This is a genomic window from Xenorhabdus griffiniae (assembly GCF_015163655.1).
Lineage (GTDB): Bacteria > Pseudomonadota > Gammaproteobacteria > Enterobacterales > Enterobacteriaceae > Xenorhabdus > Xenorhabdus griffiniae.
Map to the genome: position 1 here is coordinate 1 of NZ_JADEUF010000086.1, position 16,985 is coordinate 16,985.

A 16,985-nucleotide genomic window follows, 5' to 3' on the forward strand; every position below is an offset into this window, starting at 1 on the left:
TGCTTTCTCACACATTGGGTATTTTTGCCAACTTTAAACAAGGTAAAAAACAACGCGACTGGCTTCAACAAACGCTCGTTATTGGGTGTTAAAGTTGAGCATCGCGTTAATTATTCTCTTAAGAGAGGGTCAGGAACATGGCTCGATATTATCAATCTAAATTTGTCACGGGTAATGAGGCGCTGGTTGACCTTCTACTCGCTCAAGCTGAGTTGGATGAAATCCACAATCTCAACACAGCGGGGTTCGTTTCAGGTTATCGTGGCTCTCCTTTAGCCCGCTTAGATCAAACATTATGGCAACACAGCAAAGCACTTATCCAAGCTAACATTCGTTTCCAACCAGCCGTTAATGAAGATCTCGCAGCCGATGCGCTGATAGGTACACAAAAAGTCGAAACAGATCCAGACCGACAGGTTAACGGCGTTTTTGGTATGTGGTACGGCAAAGGGCCAGGTGTCGATCGTTCCGGTGATGCACTTAAACATGGCAATGCCTACGGCTCTTCACCAACCGGTGGTGTACTGGTTATCGTCGGCGACGATCACGGTTGTGTCTCTTCTTCCATGTCTCACCAATCTGATCTCGCGATGATGGCATGGAGTATGCCTGTTTTGCATCCAGCATCAGTTGCCGATTATATGAGTGTCGGTTTATGGGGCTGGGCGGCATCACGCGTCAGCGGTGCATGGGTTGGCTTTAAAGCAATCAGTGAAGTTGTGGAAAGCGGCGCTGTCAGAGAAAGCAAACCATTCCCTGATTATAAAATTCCCCACGTTGATTCTGGCCCCGATGGGTTGCATTGGCGCTGGCCGGATCTCCCAGGCCCACAAATTGAAAAGCGCCTGGCCTATAAACTAAAAGCCGTCGAAGAGTTCGCTAAACTAAACCCCATTGATTATCTGCTCGCTCCCTGTGAACAGCCACATGCTTTATTGGTAACGGTTGGCAAGGCCCATAAGGATGTTATGGAAGCCCTGCGTATCGGAGGCCTTACACCTTCTGATTTGGCCCAACAAGGCGTCGCTTTTCTCCATGTCCGTTTAGTTTATCCTTTATCACCACTTCTCAGCGAACTTGCTACCCAAGTCAGTCATATTTTTATTATTGAAGAAAAAGCCGCCATCGTTGAGATGCTGCTGGCTCATCAATTAGTTAAGTTACAGAAAATGACCAATCTGATAGGTAAGCATAACCAGCTTGGTCAGAGGTTATTACCTACTGATGTTGAACTACGCCCTTCACGCCTTGCCGCCCCACTTTCTGGATGGTTACAACAATTCAATTTATTTCTCTCCGTGCCACCCGAATGGTCAACGACTACCATTCAGCACGATACAACCTTACCTAAACGCACACCGTATTTTTGCGCCGGATGCCCTCATAGCACGTCAACTCGCTTGCCGGACGGTAGCCAAGCTCAGCCTGGTATTGGATGCCATGTTATGGCTACGTGGATGGATCGCAATACCGGAAACGGCCTCTTACCAATGGGGGGAGAAGGCGTCGACTGGATAGGACACTCCCCATTTGTCAATCGCTCCCATGTCTTTCAAAATCTGGGCGATGGCACCTATTTCCATTCTGGTCACTTAGCCATTCGCCAATCAGTCGCCGCAGGAAGCCACATTACTTACAAATTGCTGTTCAATGATGCTGTGGCAATGACAGGTGGGCAACCGCTGGATGGGAATATCACCCTATCGCAAATTGTTTCTTTAATGATTGCTGAAGGTGTGAAAGAAGTGGTTGTCGTGACGGATGACATGGATAAATACAAAAACCGCCTTCCTGCCGAGGTAAAGATCTATGAACGAGATTATCTGGAAGATGTACAGAAACGTCTTCGAGATATCGTTGGCGTAACGGTACTTATCTACGATCAAGCCTGTGCCACAGAACTCCGTCGTAAAAGGAAACGGGGGTTAGCGCCAAAAGTGACACGGCGTGCCGTCATCAATGAATTGGTCTGTGAGGGATGTGGCGACTGTCAAATACAATCAAATTGCCTCGCCGTCATTCCAGTCAAAACGCCTTTAGGCACTAAACGCAAGATAGACCAACACGTCTGCAACACAGATCTGTCCTGTCTGAAAGGGTTCTGCCCCAGCTTTATCACTGTCGAAAATGCCAACCCACGTGCAGATCTCAGTAAGATCATCACACAGACTGAGCTAGATAAAATTATCCACAAACTACCTCAGCCAACACTGGCTTCTGCTAAAACACCTTATGAAATCCTATTAGTCGGTATCGGTGGTACAGGTATCGTCACCGCAGGGCACCTACTGGCAAATGCTGCACACTTAGATAACTGCTTTGTGAGCCTGCTCAATTTTACCGGATTTGCGCAAAAAGGCGGGGAAGCTATAACCCATGTTCGGCTATGCCATAACAAGGATACACTGCACCAAGTCAGGATTGATCGCGGACGTGCTAATCTGGTTATCGCCGCTGATTTAGTGGCTGCCACCGGGCAAAACGCACTGGAAGTGATGTCAAGGGGATCAACAAAATGCATACTGAACACTCATGAAACCCAAATCGGTACGATGCTTCGCTCCCCTATGCTGGATTTGGATCACCCTAAAATGTTAGATATCCTGAATCAACATACACAGACATTACTCTCCATTGATGCAGAAATAATGGCGGCTCATCTGGTCGGTGACAAAGACCAAATCAATATCATATTAATGGGTTATGCCTGGCAGCTCGGCAAACTGCCAATCACGCTATCTGCTATCAACAATGCCATGCAAGAACTAGGGGCCTCAGCGGATAATGCCCGACGAGCTTTCTGTATAGGTCGCATCGCGGCAGTACAACCCGAAATACTGCAAAAACACCTTAATATTATGCCGCAAGAAAATATAAAAAGTCTGGACGATCTCATCATGCATCGGTATCAATTGCTGGTTGATTATCAAAATGAAAGATATGCGATGCGTTATCTCAGCCGTATTGCCCAGGTTCAAATGGTGGCTCAGCAGATCGACGCAGAAGAAATTACTCAATCCGTTGCGAAAAACTTATTCAAGTTAATGGCGTATAAAGATGAATATGAAGTCGCCCGACTCTACGTTAAAACCGGTTTTTTCGATAAGCTCCGCTCGCAATTTGATAATACAGAGACCATCCGTTTTCACCTTAGCCTTCCTCTCTTTAATCGCAAAGATCCCCGTACAGGCCAACGTGGAAAAAAAGAATATGGTGCGTGGATCGTTCCTGTATTGCGCTTTCTTGCCGCGTGTAAATCACTACGCGGTACTGTTTTCGATATTTTTGGCTATCAAGAAGAGCGTAAACAGGAAAGAAATTTGCTACTTGAGTATGAGCGATTAATTGATTTTTTAATCGAAAAAATGGAACGCAATAATCTGGCAACTTGCCTGCAACTCGCCGAACTGCCTGATCAAGTACGTGGTTTTGGTCATGTGAAACAAAAAGCGATGAAACGCATGTTGGAAAGTAAAGAAGCGTTGTTGAAAACGTTATAAAATAAGTTGGTAATTTATTCTCTTATAACGAAAAAAGGGCCATCAGGCCCTTTTTTCTATGACTTGCAGACTTTTATCACATCTACAGTCCTGAATCTGGAGCGGGAAACGAGACTCGAACTCGCGACCCCAACCTTGGCAAGGTTGTGCTCTACCAACTGAGCTATTCCCGCATTTTGTGTGGCTTGCATTAAGCCTGACTTGGCATACCCGAATAAATTCTAATTTGGAGCGGGAAACGAGACTCGAACTCGCGACCCCAACCTTGGCAAGGTTGTGCTCTACCAACTGAGCTATTCCCGCATATATTCTGGTATATCGTACGGTTGAAATTCTTCACCGGTACGGGGAGCGCATTATACGAGAAATTATTTCTCTGGCAAGTCCCACAACACAAAAAATTGTATTTTCCCTCTGATTGATGATTAAACCAGCAAAAAATCCGCTTAACCACCAATGCAGAGATTAATTTACGTACAAATTTTATATCAAATGCCGCTCTTTACTTTTGGATCACATTTTATTTCTGGATAAAATGTTCGCGGTAATACACCAATTCAGCAATGGATTCCCGAATATCATCCAAGGCCTGATGGGTATTTTTCTTACTAAATCCCGACAACATTTCAGGTTTCCAACGACGGGCCAATTCTTTCAGGGTACTGACATCCAAGTAACGGTAGTGAAAATACTTTTCTAACTCTGGCATATAGCGAAACAGGAAACGACGATCTTGCCCCACGCTATTGCCACAAATAGGTGATTTTCCTGCCGGCACCCATTGTTCCAGAAAAGCAATGGTTGCTTTTTCAGCTTGCGCATCACCAAACTGGCTGTGCTTTACACGTTCGACTAATCCACTCGCAGTATGCGTCCGCACATTCCATTCATCCATTAATGCCAATTGCGCATCCGGCTGATGAACCGCAATTACAGGCCCTTCTGCAAGGATATTCAATTCCGAATCGGTGACAATAGTCGCAATTTCAATTATGCGATCGCGCTCGGGATCTAGGCCCGTCATCTCTAAATCTATCCAGATAAGATTGTTCTCACTTTTTGACATGATATATCCTAGTTTCCTTCAAAAGAGGTAGTCTGTATCTGTGAGGTATCATAACGTTTTTGATCACTCACAGCGATGATCAGCAAGATAGATGAAAGATAAACAAAAAATAAGTGAGGTTCGGTGGCTAAAAGTAAACTCTCTAAAGGGCAACAACGCCGTGTGCAAGCGAATCATCAGCGCAAGCTGAATAAGGCCAATGCCCAACAGTCAGAAATGGATGACAGCCAGTTTGGTGAGCCACAAGAAGGGTTGGTGATCAGCCGATTCGGGCAACATGCTGATATTGAAGCAGGCGATTCTTCTATACAGCGTTGCAATATCCGCAGAACAATCCACTCATTGGTCACGGGTGATCGCGTTGTATGGCGCCCCGCACTACAACTCCAGTCTGATGTCAAAGTAAATGGTATCGTAGAAGCGGTTCATGAGCGCACTTCCGTTCTTACTCGTCCTGACTACTATGATGGCATCAAACCCATCGCATCAAATATTAACCAAATTGTGATAGTTTCCGCTGTCTTACCTGAGCTCTCGCTGAATATTATCGATCGCTATTTAGTCGCATGTGAAACACTCAATATCGAGCCGCTGATCGTACTCAATAAAATTGACCTGTTAGATGCCGAAAGCCGTGAGTGGGTTAACGAAGTCATGGAGATCTATCGCCATATCGGCTATCGCGTATTGGAGGTTTCCAGCTACACCGGCGAGGGTATCCCTGAACTGACCGCACTGCTGGCTAACAAAATCAGTATCTTTGCTGGCCAATCTGGTGTCGGGAAATCCAGCTTACTCAATACTCTGTTGCCCGACATGAACGAAGATATTCTGGTCAATAATGTCTCAGATAACTCAGGCCTCGGTCAGCATACTACGACCACAGCACGCCTTTACCATTTTCCACTGGGGGGAGATGTGATCGACTCTCCAGGCGTCCGTGAGTTTGGCTTGTGGCATCTAACGCCAGAACAGGTTACACAAGGTTTTGTCGAATTCCGCGAATATCTGGGAGGGTGCAAGTTCCGTGATTGCAAACATCTGGACGATCCTGGATGTGCCCTAAAGGAAGCATTGGAACAAGGCACCATTGCTCAGGAACGTTTCGAAAATTACCACCGGATTCTGGAAAGCATGGCACAGGTTAAACCACGCCGAAATTTCACAAACGCTCAAAAATAAGACAATAATTAACGATACCCTGACATTAAAAATAATGGCAGGTACAATAGTCGACTTTTGTCCAATTTGCCAAGAAAAGAACCAAGAGGTTGACGTGCTGGATAATTTTAAAATTAACTTACAATATTTACTGCCAAAACAATGTATTACAAAACTGGCGGGTTGGTTTGCCAATAAAAAAGCAGGCTGGCTGACGCAGCTTGCTATCAAGACTTTCGCAAAGGTCTACAAAGTGGATATGAATGAGGCACAAGATCCTGCATTCACTGCTTATTCAACATTCAATGAATTTTTTGTCCGCCCCCTTAAAGAAGGCATTCGCCCTATCGCCAATGAAGCCCACCAATTGGCTCTGCCAGCTGACGGCACCGTCAGCCAGCTTGGGGCGATCCGCGAGGATCAGATTATTCAGGCCAAAGGTCACTATTACACTATAGAAGCATTGCTGGCAGGACAGTATCAACTGGCCGAACAGTTCCGTAATGGTCAATTTATCACGACTTACTTATCGCCAAGGGATTATCACCGTGTCCACATGCCATGTGATGGCGTGCTCAAGGAGATGATCTATGTCCCTGGCGATCTGTTCTCAGTAAATCCCTTGACGGCAGCCAATGTGCCAAATTTATTTGCGCGTAATGAACGCATCATCTGTTTATTTGAGACGAAATTCGGCCCTATGGTGCAAATTCTGGTTGGTGCGACCATTGTTGGCAGTATTGAAACTGTCTGGAGTGGTTGTGTCACACCTCCGCGTGAAGGCATCATCAAGCGCTGGACCTACCCTACAGAAGGTCAAGAAGGCGTCATTTCCCTCAAAAAAGGCGAGGAAATGGGACGCTTCAAGCTGGGTTCAACCGTGATCAACTTGTTTGCGGCTAATCAAATTAATTTTGCCAACAACTTATACAGTGGTTCCCAAACCCGTATGGGAGACGTGATGGCGCAAACTGTTACATCAGAAGAACCCACAGTAAATAACGATGAATCAATGAATTAAAGATATCATCAGCTAATTTATAACCAAGGAGCCCCTTATTGTGCGCCTGATTATCAGTTTACTTCTCAGCCTATTAATTGCGAGTCCGGCTTTTGCTTCTGTGCCTCAGTTGGATGAAACCCAACTAAAACAAGAACTGAAGCAGGTTGGTGGCAGTAAACGCTCACAAGATTCTGAAATCGCACATGCACTTCAAGGGGCAATAAATTGGGTTAATGATACAAAATCCGCCAATGAGCGTTCCCAGAAATATCGACAAGCAATTGATGAATTTCCTAAAATCATCAAAGAACTACGCCAAAAAATCCTTGCTGAAGACAATGCCGCTATCCCCATTCCGGCTAATCAACCTATCAGCAATTTAGAACAGCAAATTATCCAGACAAATAACGAATTACAGGAACAAGGGCGCCAATTACAGCACGAACAGGATAAGCTCCGAGAAATCAGTGATTCCATGAGTCAATTACCTCAACAGCAGGCTGAAGCAAAGCGTTTGCTGGCTGAGGCAACTTCTCGGTTCCAGTCTCTGGGTTCACCTTCCACGCCACTGGCCAAAGCGCAATTGGCGCTGGCGCAAGCAGAAGTCAATGCCCGTAAGGCTATGGCTGATGAACTGGAGATGGCTCAACTTTCTGTCAATAATCGTCAGGAGATTGCGCGCATACGCACAGAATTATACAAAAAACGTTATCAACGACTGGATGTTAAACTCCAGCAATTACGCAGCCAGTTAAATATCCAACGCCAGCAGAAAACGGAATCTGCGCTGGAGTATACAGAAATGCTGGCGGAGCAGAGTGGTGAAAAACTGCCAAAGTTTTTGCAGGAAGAACTCCAGCAAAACCGCCAATTGTCGCAAATGCTCAACCAACAAACCCAGAGAATGGAAGCCATTGGTTCAAAACAGCGCAAGGCCAATAGCGAAATTCTTTTTGTTCTCCAAACACTCAATACTATCCGTGAACAAGCACAATGGCTAAACGATTCCACTGCACTTGGTGAAACCTTGAGGGCGAGAGTTACCCATATTCCCGATATGTCAAAATCCCAGCAAATTGACAGAGATATTGTCGAATTGCGGGTCGAAAGACTGAAATATGAGGAAATGCTGGAACAGCTGCAACGGCCTCTTGAACAAACATTGCCCTCATATCACGCTCTGACGCCAGAGCAAAAAAAGGTCTATGAGTCACTTATCCGCACCAAGAAAGAGCTATTAAATTCCCTGCTATCAGGATATGACAATGAGATACTGGAACTGACACAATTCAAGGTCATCACCAACAAATTAAATGATGCCCTGAAAGAAGTTCAGGATGCTACCCACCGCTATCTGTTCTGGGTAGCCGATGTCAATCCTATATCGCTCAATTATCCATTGAAGGTGGTGCAAAATCTGACGCGTCTGTTATCTCTGGACACATTCTCTCAGTTGGGTGCCGCCATCCACAGCATGTTAACCAAACAAGATACTCTGCTCTATTTGCTGGGTACTTTATTACTGGTCATTTTTAGTGTTAGCTCACACCGCCAGTATCATGCTTTTCTTGAGCGTTCGAGTAATCGCATCGGAAAAGTGACACAAGATCATTTCTCTTTGACTATGCGCACCGTTTTTTGGTCTGTTGTCGCGGCATTACCGTTGCCAATGCTTTGGTCAGCCATTGGTTATGGGTTACAAAATGCATGGCAGTATCCGATGGCGACCGCAATAGGTAACGGCGTCCGTGAAACCACCCCCGTTCTGTGGATCTTTATGCTCAGTGCGGCCTTTGCCCATCCCAATGGTTTATTTATCGCCCATTTTCGCTGGCCGGAAGAACGCATCAAGCGAGCAATGCGTTTCTATCGCCTTTCCATTTTCCTGATCGTGCCTCTGATGATGGCATTGATCACTTTTAATCATTACAAAGACCAGGACTTTATAGCAACCCTCGGCCGGCTATGTTTCATCATGCTCTGTATCTCGCTGAGTTTGGTCACCAGTAGCTTAAAACGCGCTGGCATTCCACTCTATATGGACAAACATGGTTCAGGCGAAAATATTGTTAGCTCTGTTCTATGGTGGATACTGCTTTCGGCCCCAATCTTAGCGGCACTCGCTTCAATCCTGGGTTATCTGCAAACCTCACAAGCGCTATTAGGCCGTCTGGAAACCTCTGTCGCTATCTGGTTCTTCCTGCTGGTCATTTACCACATTGTACGTCGATGGATGCTAATCCAGCGCCGTAAGATCGCTTTTGAGCGGGCAAAACAACGCCGTGCCGAAATATTGGCCCAGCGCGCCAAAAGTGAAGAAGATTCTGGCAATATCAATAGCAGCGTAGAGGGATCAATCGAGATTGAAGAGCCAGTCATCGATTTGGATGCTATCAGTGCCCAGTCGTTAGGGTTGGTGCGCTCAATTCTGACAATGATAGCACTGGTTTCACTTATTCTATTGTGGTCTGAACTACATTCAGCCTTTTCTTTCCTTGAAAATATCCGCCTTTGGGACGTGAGTACAACCATCAATGGCGTTGATAGCATTCAGCCAATTACTCTGGGTTCCGTATTAATTGCAATCTTAGTTATTGTTATTACTACGCAACTCGTCCGTAACTTACCAGCTCTGCTGGAACTCGCCCTGTTACAGCATTTAGTGCTGACACCGGGAACAGGTTATGCCATTACGACACTAACCAAATATAGCATTACCCTCATTGGTGGTTTGGTAGGTTTTTCTCTGGTGGGTATTGAATGGTCAAAAATACAATGGCTAATTGCTGCAATGGGGGTTGGGCTTGGTTTTGGCTTACAGGAAATTTTCACCAATATTATTTCTGGTCTGATCATCTTATTTGAAAAACCGATCCGCATTGGTGATACCGTGACCATCCGTGGACTGACAGGCAGCATCACGAAGATCAATACACGGGCAACCACCCTGTCTGACTGGGACAAAAAAGAGATTATTGTTCCCAACAAGGCCTTTATTACAGAGCAATTCATCAACTGGTCACTGTCTGACACGATCACGCGTATCGTCCTGACAATCCCTGTGCCGGCTGATGTTGACTCTGCAAACGCCACTGACATATTGATGTCTGCCGCCAAAAGCTCACCCTTTATTCTAGATAACCCAATGCCGGAAGTGTATTTAGTGGATTTGCAACAAGGCATTCAGATTTATGAACTACGTGCCTATGCTGCAGAGATGGGGCATCGTATGCCGGCCCGTCATGAAGTACATCAACATATTTTGCAGGAATTCCGCAAACATGATATTACCTTGCCATTCCCACCATTTCAGGCACGGGTTGATATTTTTGGACAAGAGATCCGCAGTGCTACAACTAACTTCACGGGCCGTAATCCCCCACGCAGGCCGGGAGAACTGTAAGCATGAAAAAAAATATTTTTATCTCAATATTATTCACTTCTAATGTTGCTTTTTCTTCAACGAAAGCCGATTTAGATTACTGCGCCACAGTTGAATCTTGGGCTACTCAACAAGTGATAGAATCAGCATTTGAGAAAAATAAACAACTTGATAAGCTAAAAGCAACTTCGTTTCTAATAGAAAGAACCAAATTAATGGATGGCAGAAAAGAAATTAAGTTTGAAGATTGGGGGCAATTATATACTCAAACAATTAAAGTCATCATTCCATACGTCAATAATCAAAAGAAAAAAGTAACTTTTATTGCATCATCGATTATATCAGCAGAAGAGTGTTCATTAGGAATGCCGTCCTATTTTGACATAACACCTGATAATTATATTTTCAATAAAATATAGAACTATTTGTTAAACAAACGAGTGGCGTCACTTGAATTTTTTACCAAGTGACGCCACCTAAAAAAATGGTCATATATTCAATCCGTTGATTGGCATTAAACATAGTATTCACGTTCAATGAAGGTGCCGATGACTTTATCGTATATTTCTGGCGACTTAGAATAACCCCGTGTCTTGCGATTGAGTCGTTTAATTCGAGTGCGCAAAGTCAAATTCTCCCTCTCAGCATCGCCTTTACTATGCTTTTTGACGAATTCCGTTTGCTGACAAAATCGACATTTTACTTCAACTGTTGTCATTTAATTTTTCCAAAAAAATGGTGATTACACACAACCATCAACGGGCTGAATACGTGACCGGATATCTGTTTTGGTACAATACTGGAATCCAGCCTTGCCAAGCAAACGCCATTACTAATGGCTTTTGTGGTATCGGGGGGATTAATAATTTATTGGTTAATGTGCAAGAAAATTAAATAAAGCCGAGGATATGTCAATCCGATATGTCGAATATCTATCATTTTTATTTGGATAAAATTTTCTTCTAAAAGGAGGGGACGTGATCCCAGGGCAACCGCATGAGTTATCAGCATGTTAAAACAAACAATTAATTAACACTAAAGTCTTGATGAGAACACCTTGTGTGGTTAATTATAGAGCAATAAGGTGAACCAACATTACGTCATATTCGCTTAAATATTGTGTATTGAATCCATTCTGAAACATATATTTAACAAAAAATCAACTCGTGCGGGAGCCCTGGACGTGATCCCAACTTCCAGAAGAAAAATTTCCTTTTAATTAGCTCAAAACAACTTTGATGAAATCAAATAACATTAATGACGCATACCGATTGCTAATCGATTCATCCCATTCATAAGCGCAATCGCAAAGGTCAAATCAGAAATTTCCTGATCCGTGAAGTAATCTTTCAAGGGTAAATAAGCATTATCATCTGCATGTGTTGTTACAACGTGAGTAAGCGCTTCGGCCCACTCCAACGCCGCTTTTTCACGAGGAGTAAACTGACTACTCACTCGCCATCCGGCTAATTCAGCTAACCGACGTTCTGTCTCTTGATTTTCGCGCAAAACTTGAGAGTGTTTATTTAAGCAGAAAGAACAACCATTGATTTGAGATACTCGCAAATAGATCAATTCAACCAATTGCAAACCTAACGGACTATTTTCCAGACCTTCTTTTACAGCACGAAAACCTTGTAGTAACTCTGGAGATAAATTGTAGTAAGCAAGACGCAATTTACTCATAAATAATACTCCTTATATTAATACCCTAAGAGACTATATTAAAAATGATTACTTTAAGCAAAGGAAGGGATTATTTTTCATAACAATCATTTTATTTAAGTTAAAAAGGCATAAAAGGAGTATTGATTCAAATCTATATAATTCACCACATTAATTATATACCAATCTAACTTTAAGATGCGTATGATATCTCCCCCGCAAAGCGGGGGAGATATCAAGATTTCATATAGTGTTGTAAATTGCAATTTGAAGTTTATATGCGCATATATACCAATCTAACTTCAAGATGCGTGTGATTTCTCCCCGCGAAGCGGGGGAGAAATCAAGTTTAATATCGTGTTGTAAATTGCAACTTGAAGTTTAATGCGTATACTAGAAACACAACAACCAATTGATTTATATATAATAAATTAAATATTTTTAGATATTAATACTTTCTTTTTGGATCAGCACCGTACTCATTATCACCCTGAGTACCTTCCAACAGAGTAAATACGAATAAAATAATGCTGGCTACGGGAACGAAAGCTAATAAAAACCACCATCCAGAACAGTTAACATCGTGCAGTCGGCGTACTGTTACAGCAAGATTTGGAATAAAAGTAACAATGATATAAATCACCAACAATGCCAAACCAGCAATATCATTAATTACTGAAGCCAATGCTATAAGGGCCAGGAGTACAATCATGTTAAATAAAGAAAACATCCAATATTCTTTACGACGGGCACGGCCAGAGAATCCAGCATAATTTTTCAAAACACTTAGATACCAATTCATAATATCACTTCATCTAAATCAAATTATATAAAGGAAAAGCAGACAAACTATAAAGGATGATGAATTTTACACTTAATTATCTTTTAATTTCCATAGTCCATTACTAGTTGATAAACATTTCCTTATTTATACTATTATTAGATAGTGATTTAAAAAAACCTTACAAAAGTAAAATTAGAAACAGGAACTATATAAATATCTTTAATTCATATCAAAGTTACGCATAAATTTATCGGAAAAATAAGACACATTATTTTATGATTAACCCTAATTAGATTATCATTTACTTACTCAGCTAATAATCACACAGAAGCACAACTGTTCCAGATCAAATAATAAATCTAGGGGCAGTATCATTTTAGTACAATGAACTGCCATTTTATTGGTTTGATGTAAGATTATTTAAAAACTCACTCAAAAGGCATTAAACCAAATACAAATAACCTACGTTAATAAATACAGCAATAAAAAAATCAGTAATTCCTAATATAGTGGAAAATTATTGATAGAAATCGAGCACTGTCTACTGTTTTCAATATTGTTACCGGTTTTCTGTTTATATTAGGATTTACATTCAGTAATGATAATTCAGGTTCATAAAGAATCGTCATACCACGCTTTGCTCCCTCTAAAACAACATCTACGTAATTTTGTGTACTAGTGACAATAGTTTTATCAATTAACCATGCCACCGTCAGTGCATCATGAATCCAACACCCTGCCAGCCCTCTCGTTCTCATGGAATAATTCATCCATGGGCGAATCGTTTCGACTAAAAATTCACAAAGAGGATTATTAAATGTAGCTAAGTAATCCAAATCAGAATGTAGCATCTGAGTTTGTGTCGTCACGTCCATCGGCACTAAAGTAATATTTGCACCACTTGTCAACACGATATGAGCAGCTTCAGGATCAATGCCAAAGTTGGTATCTTTCTGATAACCAGGGACATCAAATACACCTCCCATGATGACAATTTCAGCTATAGATTCAGTAAATTTGGGATATAATTGCATCACATTAGCAACATTGGTTAAAGGACCAATCGCTACAAGCGTAATCTCACCGGGATTTTGGCATACAAGTTCACCAATTCCATGTACTGCTGATGAAGTAACCAAAGGAAATTGTTCAGGAGGAACAACCTCCTTCCATAAATCACGCAAACCATTTTGGTCAACGCTATGATCAAGTTTTTCACGCCACACTTTCATCGGCTCCAATAATCCTTGGGAAGCGCCACGTAACACAGGGATATTTTCGCCTAATCTCTGTAAAAGCGACTTTGCAACAGAATAACCAATTTCACTAGGCGTATTACCTGATACAGTAGAAATTAATTCAAGAGAAATTTGTGGAGCAGCTATGGCAAGAGCTAATGCAAGGCCATCATCAATATTTGCTCCTGCTATACCATTCCCTGGATCACAATCAATAATTAAACGCATACCTATTCTTTTACGTGAGATGAACAACCACAGGATTCTCCGATCTGTAAATCAAACTCAAATTCACATTCGAGAGCTTCCCCATTCCATGTTTTCAACATTTCAATAGCCGTTTTTGCCATTTTATCAATTGGCTGACATACCGCGGTCAAAGAAGGAAAGTTGAACCGCGATTGCTGCGTAGCATTGAAACAAACCAACGCGATATCATTAGGAACCTTTATTCCATGTTCTGACAACGCGCGAAGACATCCGAACGCCTGTAGCTCATTAGTCGCAAACAAAGCGCGAGGAAGTTTTCCTTTTAACATTTCCAACGTGACCTCATAACCTCCTGTACGAGTATAATCTGTTGAAAAGATCCACTCGTCATGCACAGTCAAGTTCGCCTGCTGTAACGCATCACACCAACCAGCGATACGATCTTGTGTATTTAACATATCACGGGGTCCACAGATGATGGCTATATCACAATATCCATGCTGAGTTAGGTGCTGAGTGGCCTTAAATGCGGCAAGTCTTTCATTTACAATAATTGCGCTGACATTGAGCTTCGCATCAACACGATCTAACATGACACATGGTGTTCCACTTTCTTGAATCAATTCAATATAAGGATGACGATCGACGCTGGTATATAGCAATCCATCAACCTGACGATGCAATAGGTTGTTGATAAGTTCCTTTTCTCGATTTCTGTCATCCCCAGAATCTCCTAATAAAAGAATCTGCCCATGTTTGAATGCTTCTTGCTGCAATGCATGAGCCATTGAGGAAATAAAAGGATTAGATATATTAGGTACAATAAGACCATAAGTTTGCGTCATTCCTGAGACAAGAGCTTTCGCAATACCATTTGGCCTATAACCCGTTTTTTGGATAGCTGCCAATACGCGTTGCCGAGTCGCTTCTGCAACAGGCCTGGGACCATTGTTAACAACATAACTGACTACAGCTACAGATGTGCCTGCTTCTTTGGCAACGTCGGTACGAGTCACTCGTTTAGGATGTAACTTCATGACATTTACTTAATTAATTTGTAGGAGAAGGTTATGACTTAAATAATTTAGAGAATAAAATACCATGCTTTGAGATGTAATAAACATTTGGCACGAATCAAATAATGTTAATTCATGCCAAAGTTATCGATAGTGAGTTAATACTTCGAAGTATTAAATAGCATCATCAGGTAAATTTAGGTCCCTACCTCGTGTCTCTGGGGCAAAAAACGTTGTTATAAAACCAATTCCTGCCATAAATGCAAAATAAAATGCGATGGGCCACCAATGCCCAGTAAAAGACAATAGTGCTGACGCCACCAATGGCGCAGAACCCCCAGATAAAATGGAACCTAATTCTTTTGCAAAGGCCATTTTTGCGTAACGATTTCTCACTCCAAACAGCTCTACTCCCCATGCTGCCTGAACGCCAAATATCCCCAAAGAAGCCAATCCTATACCTACAACAATTGTTGAAATCACAATGATAGGCTCGCGGCTGTCCAGTAAGATAAAAGCAGGCACAGAATATAAGATCAATAATAGACAAAACCAACGATATACAATTCGGCGCCCAAAACGGTCAGATAAATAACCCGATAAAGGAATGATCAAAAAACCTAGTGCTGAAGCAATAAAGACAGCTATTGTTGGTATAGATTTATCTATTACTAATACCTTTGCAACATAACCAATGATAAATCCCTGAGCCAGGTAGGATGGTCCGTTTTCTCCGATGCGCAAACCAACCATGATCCAGAACGCTTTTGTTCGTTTCCAAAAGCTTCGATGCTCTCGTTCGATTTTATTTGCAGGTTTATCACTTAATATCTTTGAATTACGGGATTCCAGAGCCATTTTATAACGCCGAAATACTGGAGACTCATTCATATTCCATCGGATAAATAAGGCAACTACTGTAAGTAATAAACTAGACAGAAATGGAATACGCCATCCCCAATCGAGCAAGCTCTCTTTATCCATTGTCAGCACTAGCAACCAAATCAGTGATGCCAATAATGTTCCACTATTGGAACCAAGAGCAATAATAGAAGAAACCAAACCACGTTTTTTCGGAGGAGCATATTCTCCTAGAATCACTGTACCACCGGAAAGTTCAGCGCCAGCCCCTAACCCTTGCGTAAACCTTAAGATAACGAGACAAATAGGAGCCCACACACCAATTTGAGCATAACTCGGAATAAGCCCAATGAATGTTGTAGAGATCCCCATAAGCATTATGGTTGTCACCATGACAATCTTACGTCCCTTGCGATCTCCCAACCATCCAAACAATAAGGCACCAATAGGCCGTGCGACAAATCCAACTGAATAGGTAGCAAAACTGGAAAGTAAAGCAACCATTGGTGTCATATCAGGAAAAAATACATCACTAAAGATAATTCCCGCAGCTAAACCGTAAAGTGCAAAATCAGCATATTCCATTGCCGTACCCAACCAACAAGAGAAAGCGGCGCGATAAAAATCCTTGTGCCCTTGTCGAGTAACCAAACATACTTCGGATGTATGTCGTTCCCCCGTTAAGGGCACCTTTACATTTGCAAACTGCATAAGATGTTCCCTGAATGTTGGAACAGTAAATTAACAATTTCGATGTTATAAACCGGAAAAAGATTTTTTCATAGTTATATTTATATTATTTTTACTTAACATCTTATCTACTCGAGTAGATTTTGCAAATGTAAAAACATAATAATTTTATTTCAGTCACAAATATTAGATAAAAATGCAGAACCCACAATCCATAAAAAAACAAAAACATGTATCAAAATTTGTTTTACAAAAAAATATTAATGTTACCCTAATCTTTTCAACTGTAAATTATGACTTTAAATTGTTAAACATGAAAAACAATGAAATTGAAATAGCCATAAATAAAACAACCTAACATCATGAAAATAAACAAATTACAATGAAATTAATATATTGAGTGTTTAGA

12 protein-coding genes and 2 tRNA genes are annotated in these 16,985 nt (G+C 41.9%); 5 read left to right on the top strand and 9 right to left on the bottom strand.

Annotation, left to right across the window (positions count from 1 at the left end; genetic code table 11):
- The first annotated feature begins 137 nt into the window (after positions 1 to 137).
- Positions 138 to 3,500 carry an indolepyruvate ferredoxin oxidoreductase family protein gene (locus IQ211_RS13430; protein WP_189761263.1) on the top strand — a complete coding sequence of 1,121 codons (3,363 nt, stop codon included), beginning with the start codon at positions 138 to 140 and terminating at the stop codon, positions 3,498 to 3,500.
- Between the two features lie 97 nt (positions 3,501 to 3,597).
- Here the strand turns inward: IQ211_RS13430 and IQ211_RS13435 are convergent.
- The 3 genes from IQ211_RS13435 to orn all read right to left on the bottom strand — a co-directional run bounded on the left by IQ211_RS13435 (position 3,598) and on the right by orn (position 4,566).
- Positions 3,598 to 3,673, bottom strand: a tRNA-Gly gene (locus tag IQ211_RS13435).
- A 54-nt stretch (positions 3,674 to 3,727) separates the two neighbouring features.
- Positions 3,728 to 3,803, bottom strand: a tRNA-Gly gene (locus tag IQ211_RS13440).
- A gap of 217 nt (positions 3,804 to 4,020) precedes the next feature.
- Entirely contained in the window at positions 4,021 to 4,566 is a 546-nt protein-coding gene (gene orn / locus IQ211_RS13445) for an oligoribonuclease (RefSeq protein ID WP_189759860.1), read from the bottom strand.
- Between the two features lie 123 nt (positions 4,567 to 4,689).
- On the opposite strand from orn, the gene rsgA reads away from it, so the two are divergent.
- The 4 genes from rsgA (at position 4,690) to IQ211_RS13465 (ending at position 10,531) form a co-directional block, all read left to right on the top strand.
- Positions 4,690 to 5,748 (top strand): small ribosomal subunit biogenesis GTPase RsgA, encoded by a 1,059-nt coding sequence (gene rsgA / locus IQ211_RS13450; RefSeq protein ID WP_189759859.1) that lies wholly within the window; start codon positions 4,690 to 4,692, stop codon positions 5,746 to 5,748.
- Positions 5,749 to 5,842: 94 nt separating this feature from the next.
- Positions 5,843 to 6,748, top strand: a complete 906-nt coding sequence (gene asd, locus IQ211_RS13455) for an archaetidylserine decarboxylase (protein ID WP_189759858.1) — start codon at positions 5,843 to 5,845, stop codon at positions 6,746 to 6,748.
- Between the two features lie 40 nt (positions 6,749 to 6,788).
- The gene (gene mscM, locus IQ211_RS13460; protein WP_189759857.1) at positions 6,789 to 10,133 is read left to right on the top strand and encodes a miniconductance mechanosensitive channel MscM; all 3,345 of its coding nucleotides are present in this window, start codon (positions 6,789 to 6,791) and stop codon (positions 10,131 to 10,133) included.
- Positions 10,134 to 10,135: 2 nt separating this feature from the next.
- Positions 10,136 to 10,531 (top strand): hypothetical protein, encoded by a 396-nt coding sequence (locus tag IQ211_RS13465; protein ID WP_189759856.1) that lies wholly within the window; start codon positions 10,136 to 10,138, stop codon positions 10,529 to 10,531.
- Between the two features lie 95 nt (positions 10,532 to 10,626).
- Here IQ211_RS13465 and IQ211_RS19915 read toward each other — a convergent pair whose 3' ends face one another.
- The 6 genes from IQ211_RS19915 to IQ211_RS13495 form a co-directional block, all read right to left on the bottom strand.
- The gene (locus tag IQ211_RS19915) at positions 10,627 to 10,830 is read right to left on the bottom strand and encodes an IS1 family transposase (protein ID WP_262985605.1); all 204 of its coding nucleotides are present in this window, start codon (positions 10,828 to 10,830) and stop codon (positions 10,627 to 10,629) included.
- A gap of 536 nt (positions 10,831 to 11,366) precedes the next feature.
- Positions 11,367 to 11,798 (bottom strand): carboxymuconolactone decarboxylase family protein, encoded by a 432-nt coding sequence (locus tag IQ211_RS13475; RefSeq protein WP_189759855.1) that lies wholly within the window; start codon positions 11,796 to 11,798, stop codon positions 11,367 to 11,369.
- A 427-nt stretch (positions 11,799 to 12,225) separates the two neighbouring features.
- A complete protein-coding gene (locus IQ211_RS13480) occupies positions 12,226 to 12,579 on the bottom strand; it encodes a DUF805 domain-containing protein (RefSeq protein WP_189759854.1) in 354 nt (117 codons plus the stop codon).
- 473 nt (positions 12,580 to 13,052) lie between these two features.
- Positions 13,053 to 14,027 carry a nucleoside hydrolase gene (locus IQ211_RS13485; protein WP_189759853.1) on the bottom strand — a complete coding sequence of 325 codons (975 nt, stop codon included), beginning with the start codon at positions 14,025 to 14,027 and terminating at the stop codon, positions 13,053 to 13,055.
- A gap of 2 nt (positions 14,028 to 14,029) precedes the next feature.
- A complete protein-coding gene (locus IQ211_RS13490; RefSeq protein ID WP_189759852.1) occupies positions 14,030 to 15,046 on the bottom strand; it encodes a LacI family DNA-binding transcriptional regulator in 1,017 nt (338 codons plus the stop codon).
- 153 nt (positions 15,047 to 15,199) lie between these two features.
- Positions 15,200 to 16,597 (bottom strand): MFS transporter, encoded by a 1,398-nt coding sequence (locus IQ211_RS13495; RefSeq protein ID WP_189759851.1) that lies wholly within the window; start codon positions 16,595 to 16,597, stop codon positions 15,200 to 15,202.
- Between the last annotated feature and the right edge of the window lie 388 nt (positions 16,598 to 16,985).

Bases quoted from the DNA above. Each gene is read 5' to 3' on its own strand.
- IQ211_RS13430 (WP_189761263.1), top strand. From the start codon at position 138: ATGGCTCGATATTATCAATCTAAATTTGTCACGGGTAATGAGGCGCTG.
- orn (WP_189759860.1), bottom strand. From the start codon at position 4,566: ATGTCAAAAAGTGAGAACAATCTTATCTGGATAGATTTAGAGATGACG.
- IQ211_RS13465 (WP_189759856.1), top strand. From the start codon at position 10,136: ATGAAAAAAAATATTTTTATCTCAATATTATTCACTTCTAATGTTGCT.
- IQ211_RS19915 (WP_262985605.1), bottom strand. From the start codon at position 10,830: ATGACAACAGTTGAAGTAAAATGTCGATTTTGTCAGCAAACGGAATTC.
- IQ211_RS13475 (WP_189759855.1), bottom strand. From the start codon at position 11,798: ATGAGTAAATTGCGTCTTGCTTACTACAATTTATCTCCAGAGTTACTA.
- IQ211_RS13480 (WP_189759854.1), bottom strand. From the start codon at position 12,579: ATGAATTGGTATCTAAGTGTTTTGAAAAATTATGCTGGATTCTCTGGC.
- IQ211_RS13485 (WP_189759853.1), bottom strand. From the start codon at position 14,027: ATGCGTTTAATTATTGATTGTGATCCAGGGAATGGTATAGCAGGAGCA.
- IQ211_RS13490 (WP_189759852.1), bottom strand. From the start codon at position 15,046: ATGAAGTTACATCCTAAACGAGTGACTCGTACCGACGTTGCCAAAGAA.
- IQ211_RS13495 (WP_189759851.1), bottom strand. From the start codon at position 16,597: ATGCAGTTTGCAAATGTAAAGGTGCCCTTAACGGGGGAACGACATACA.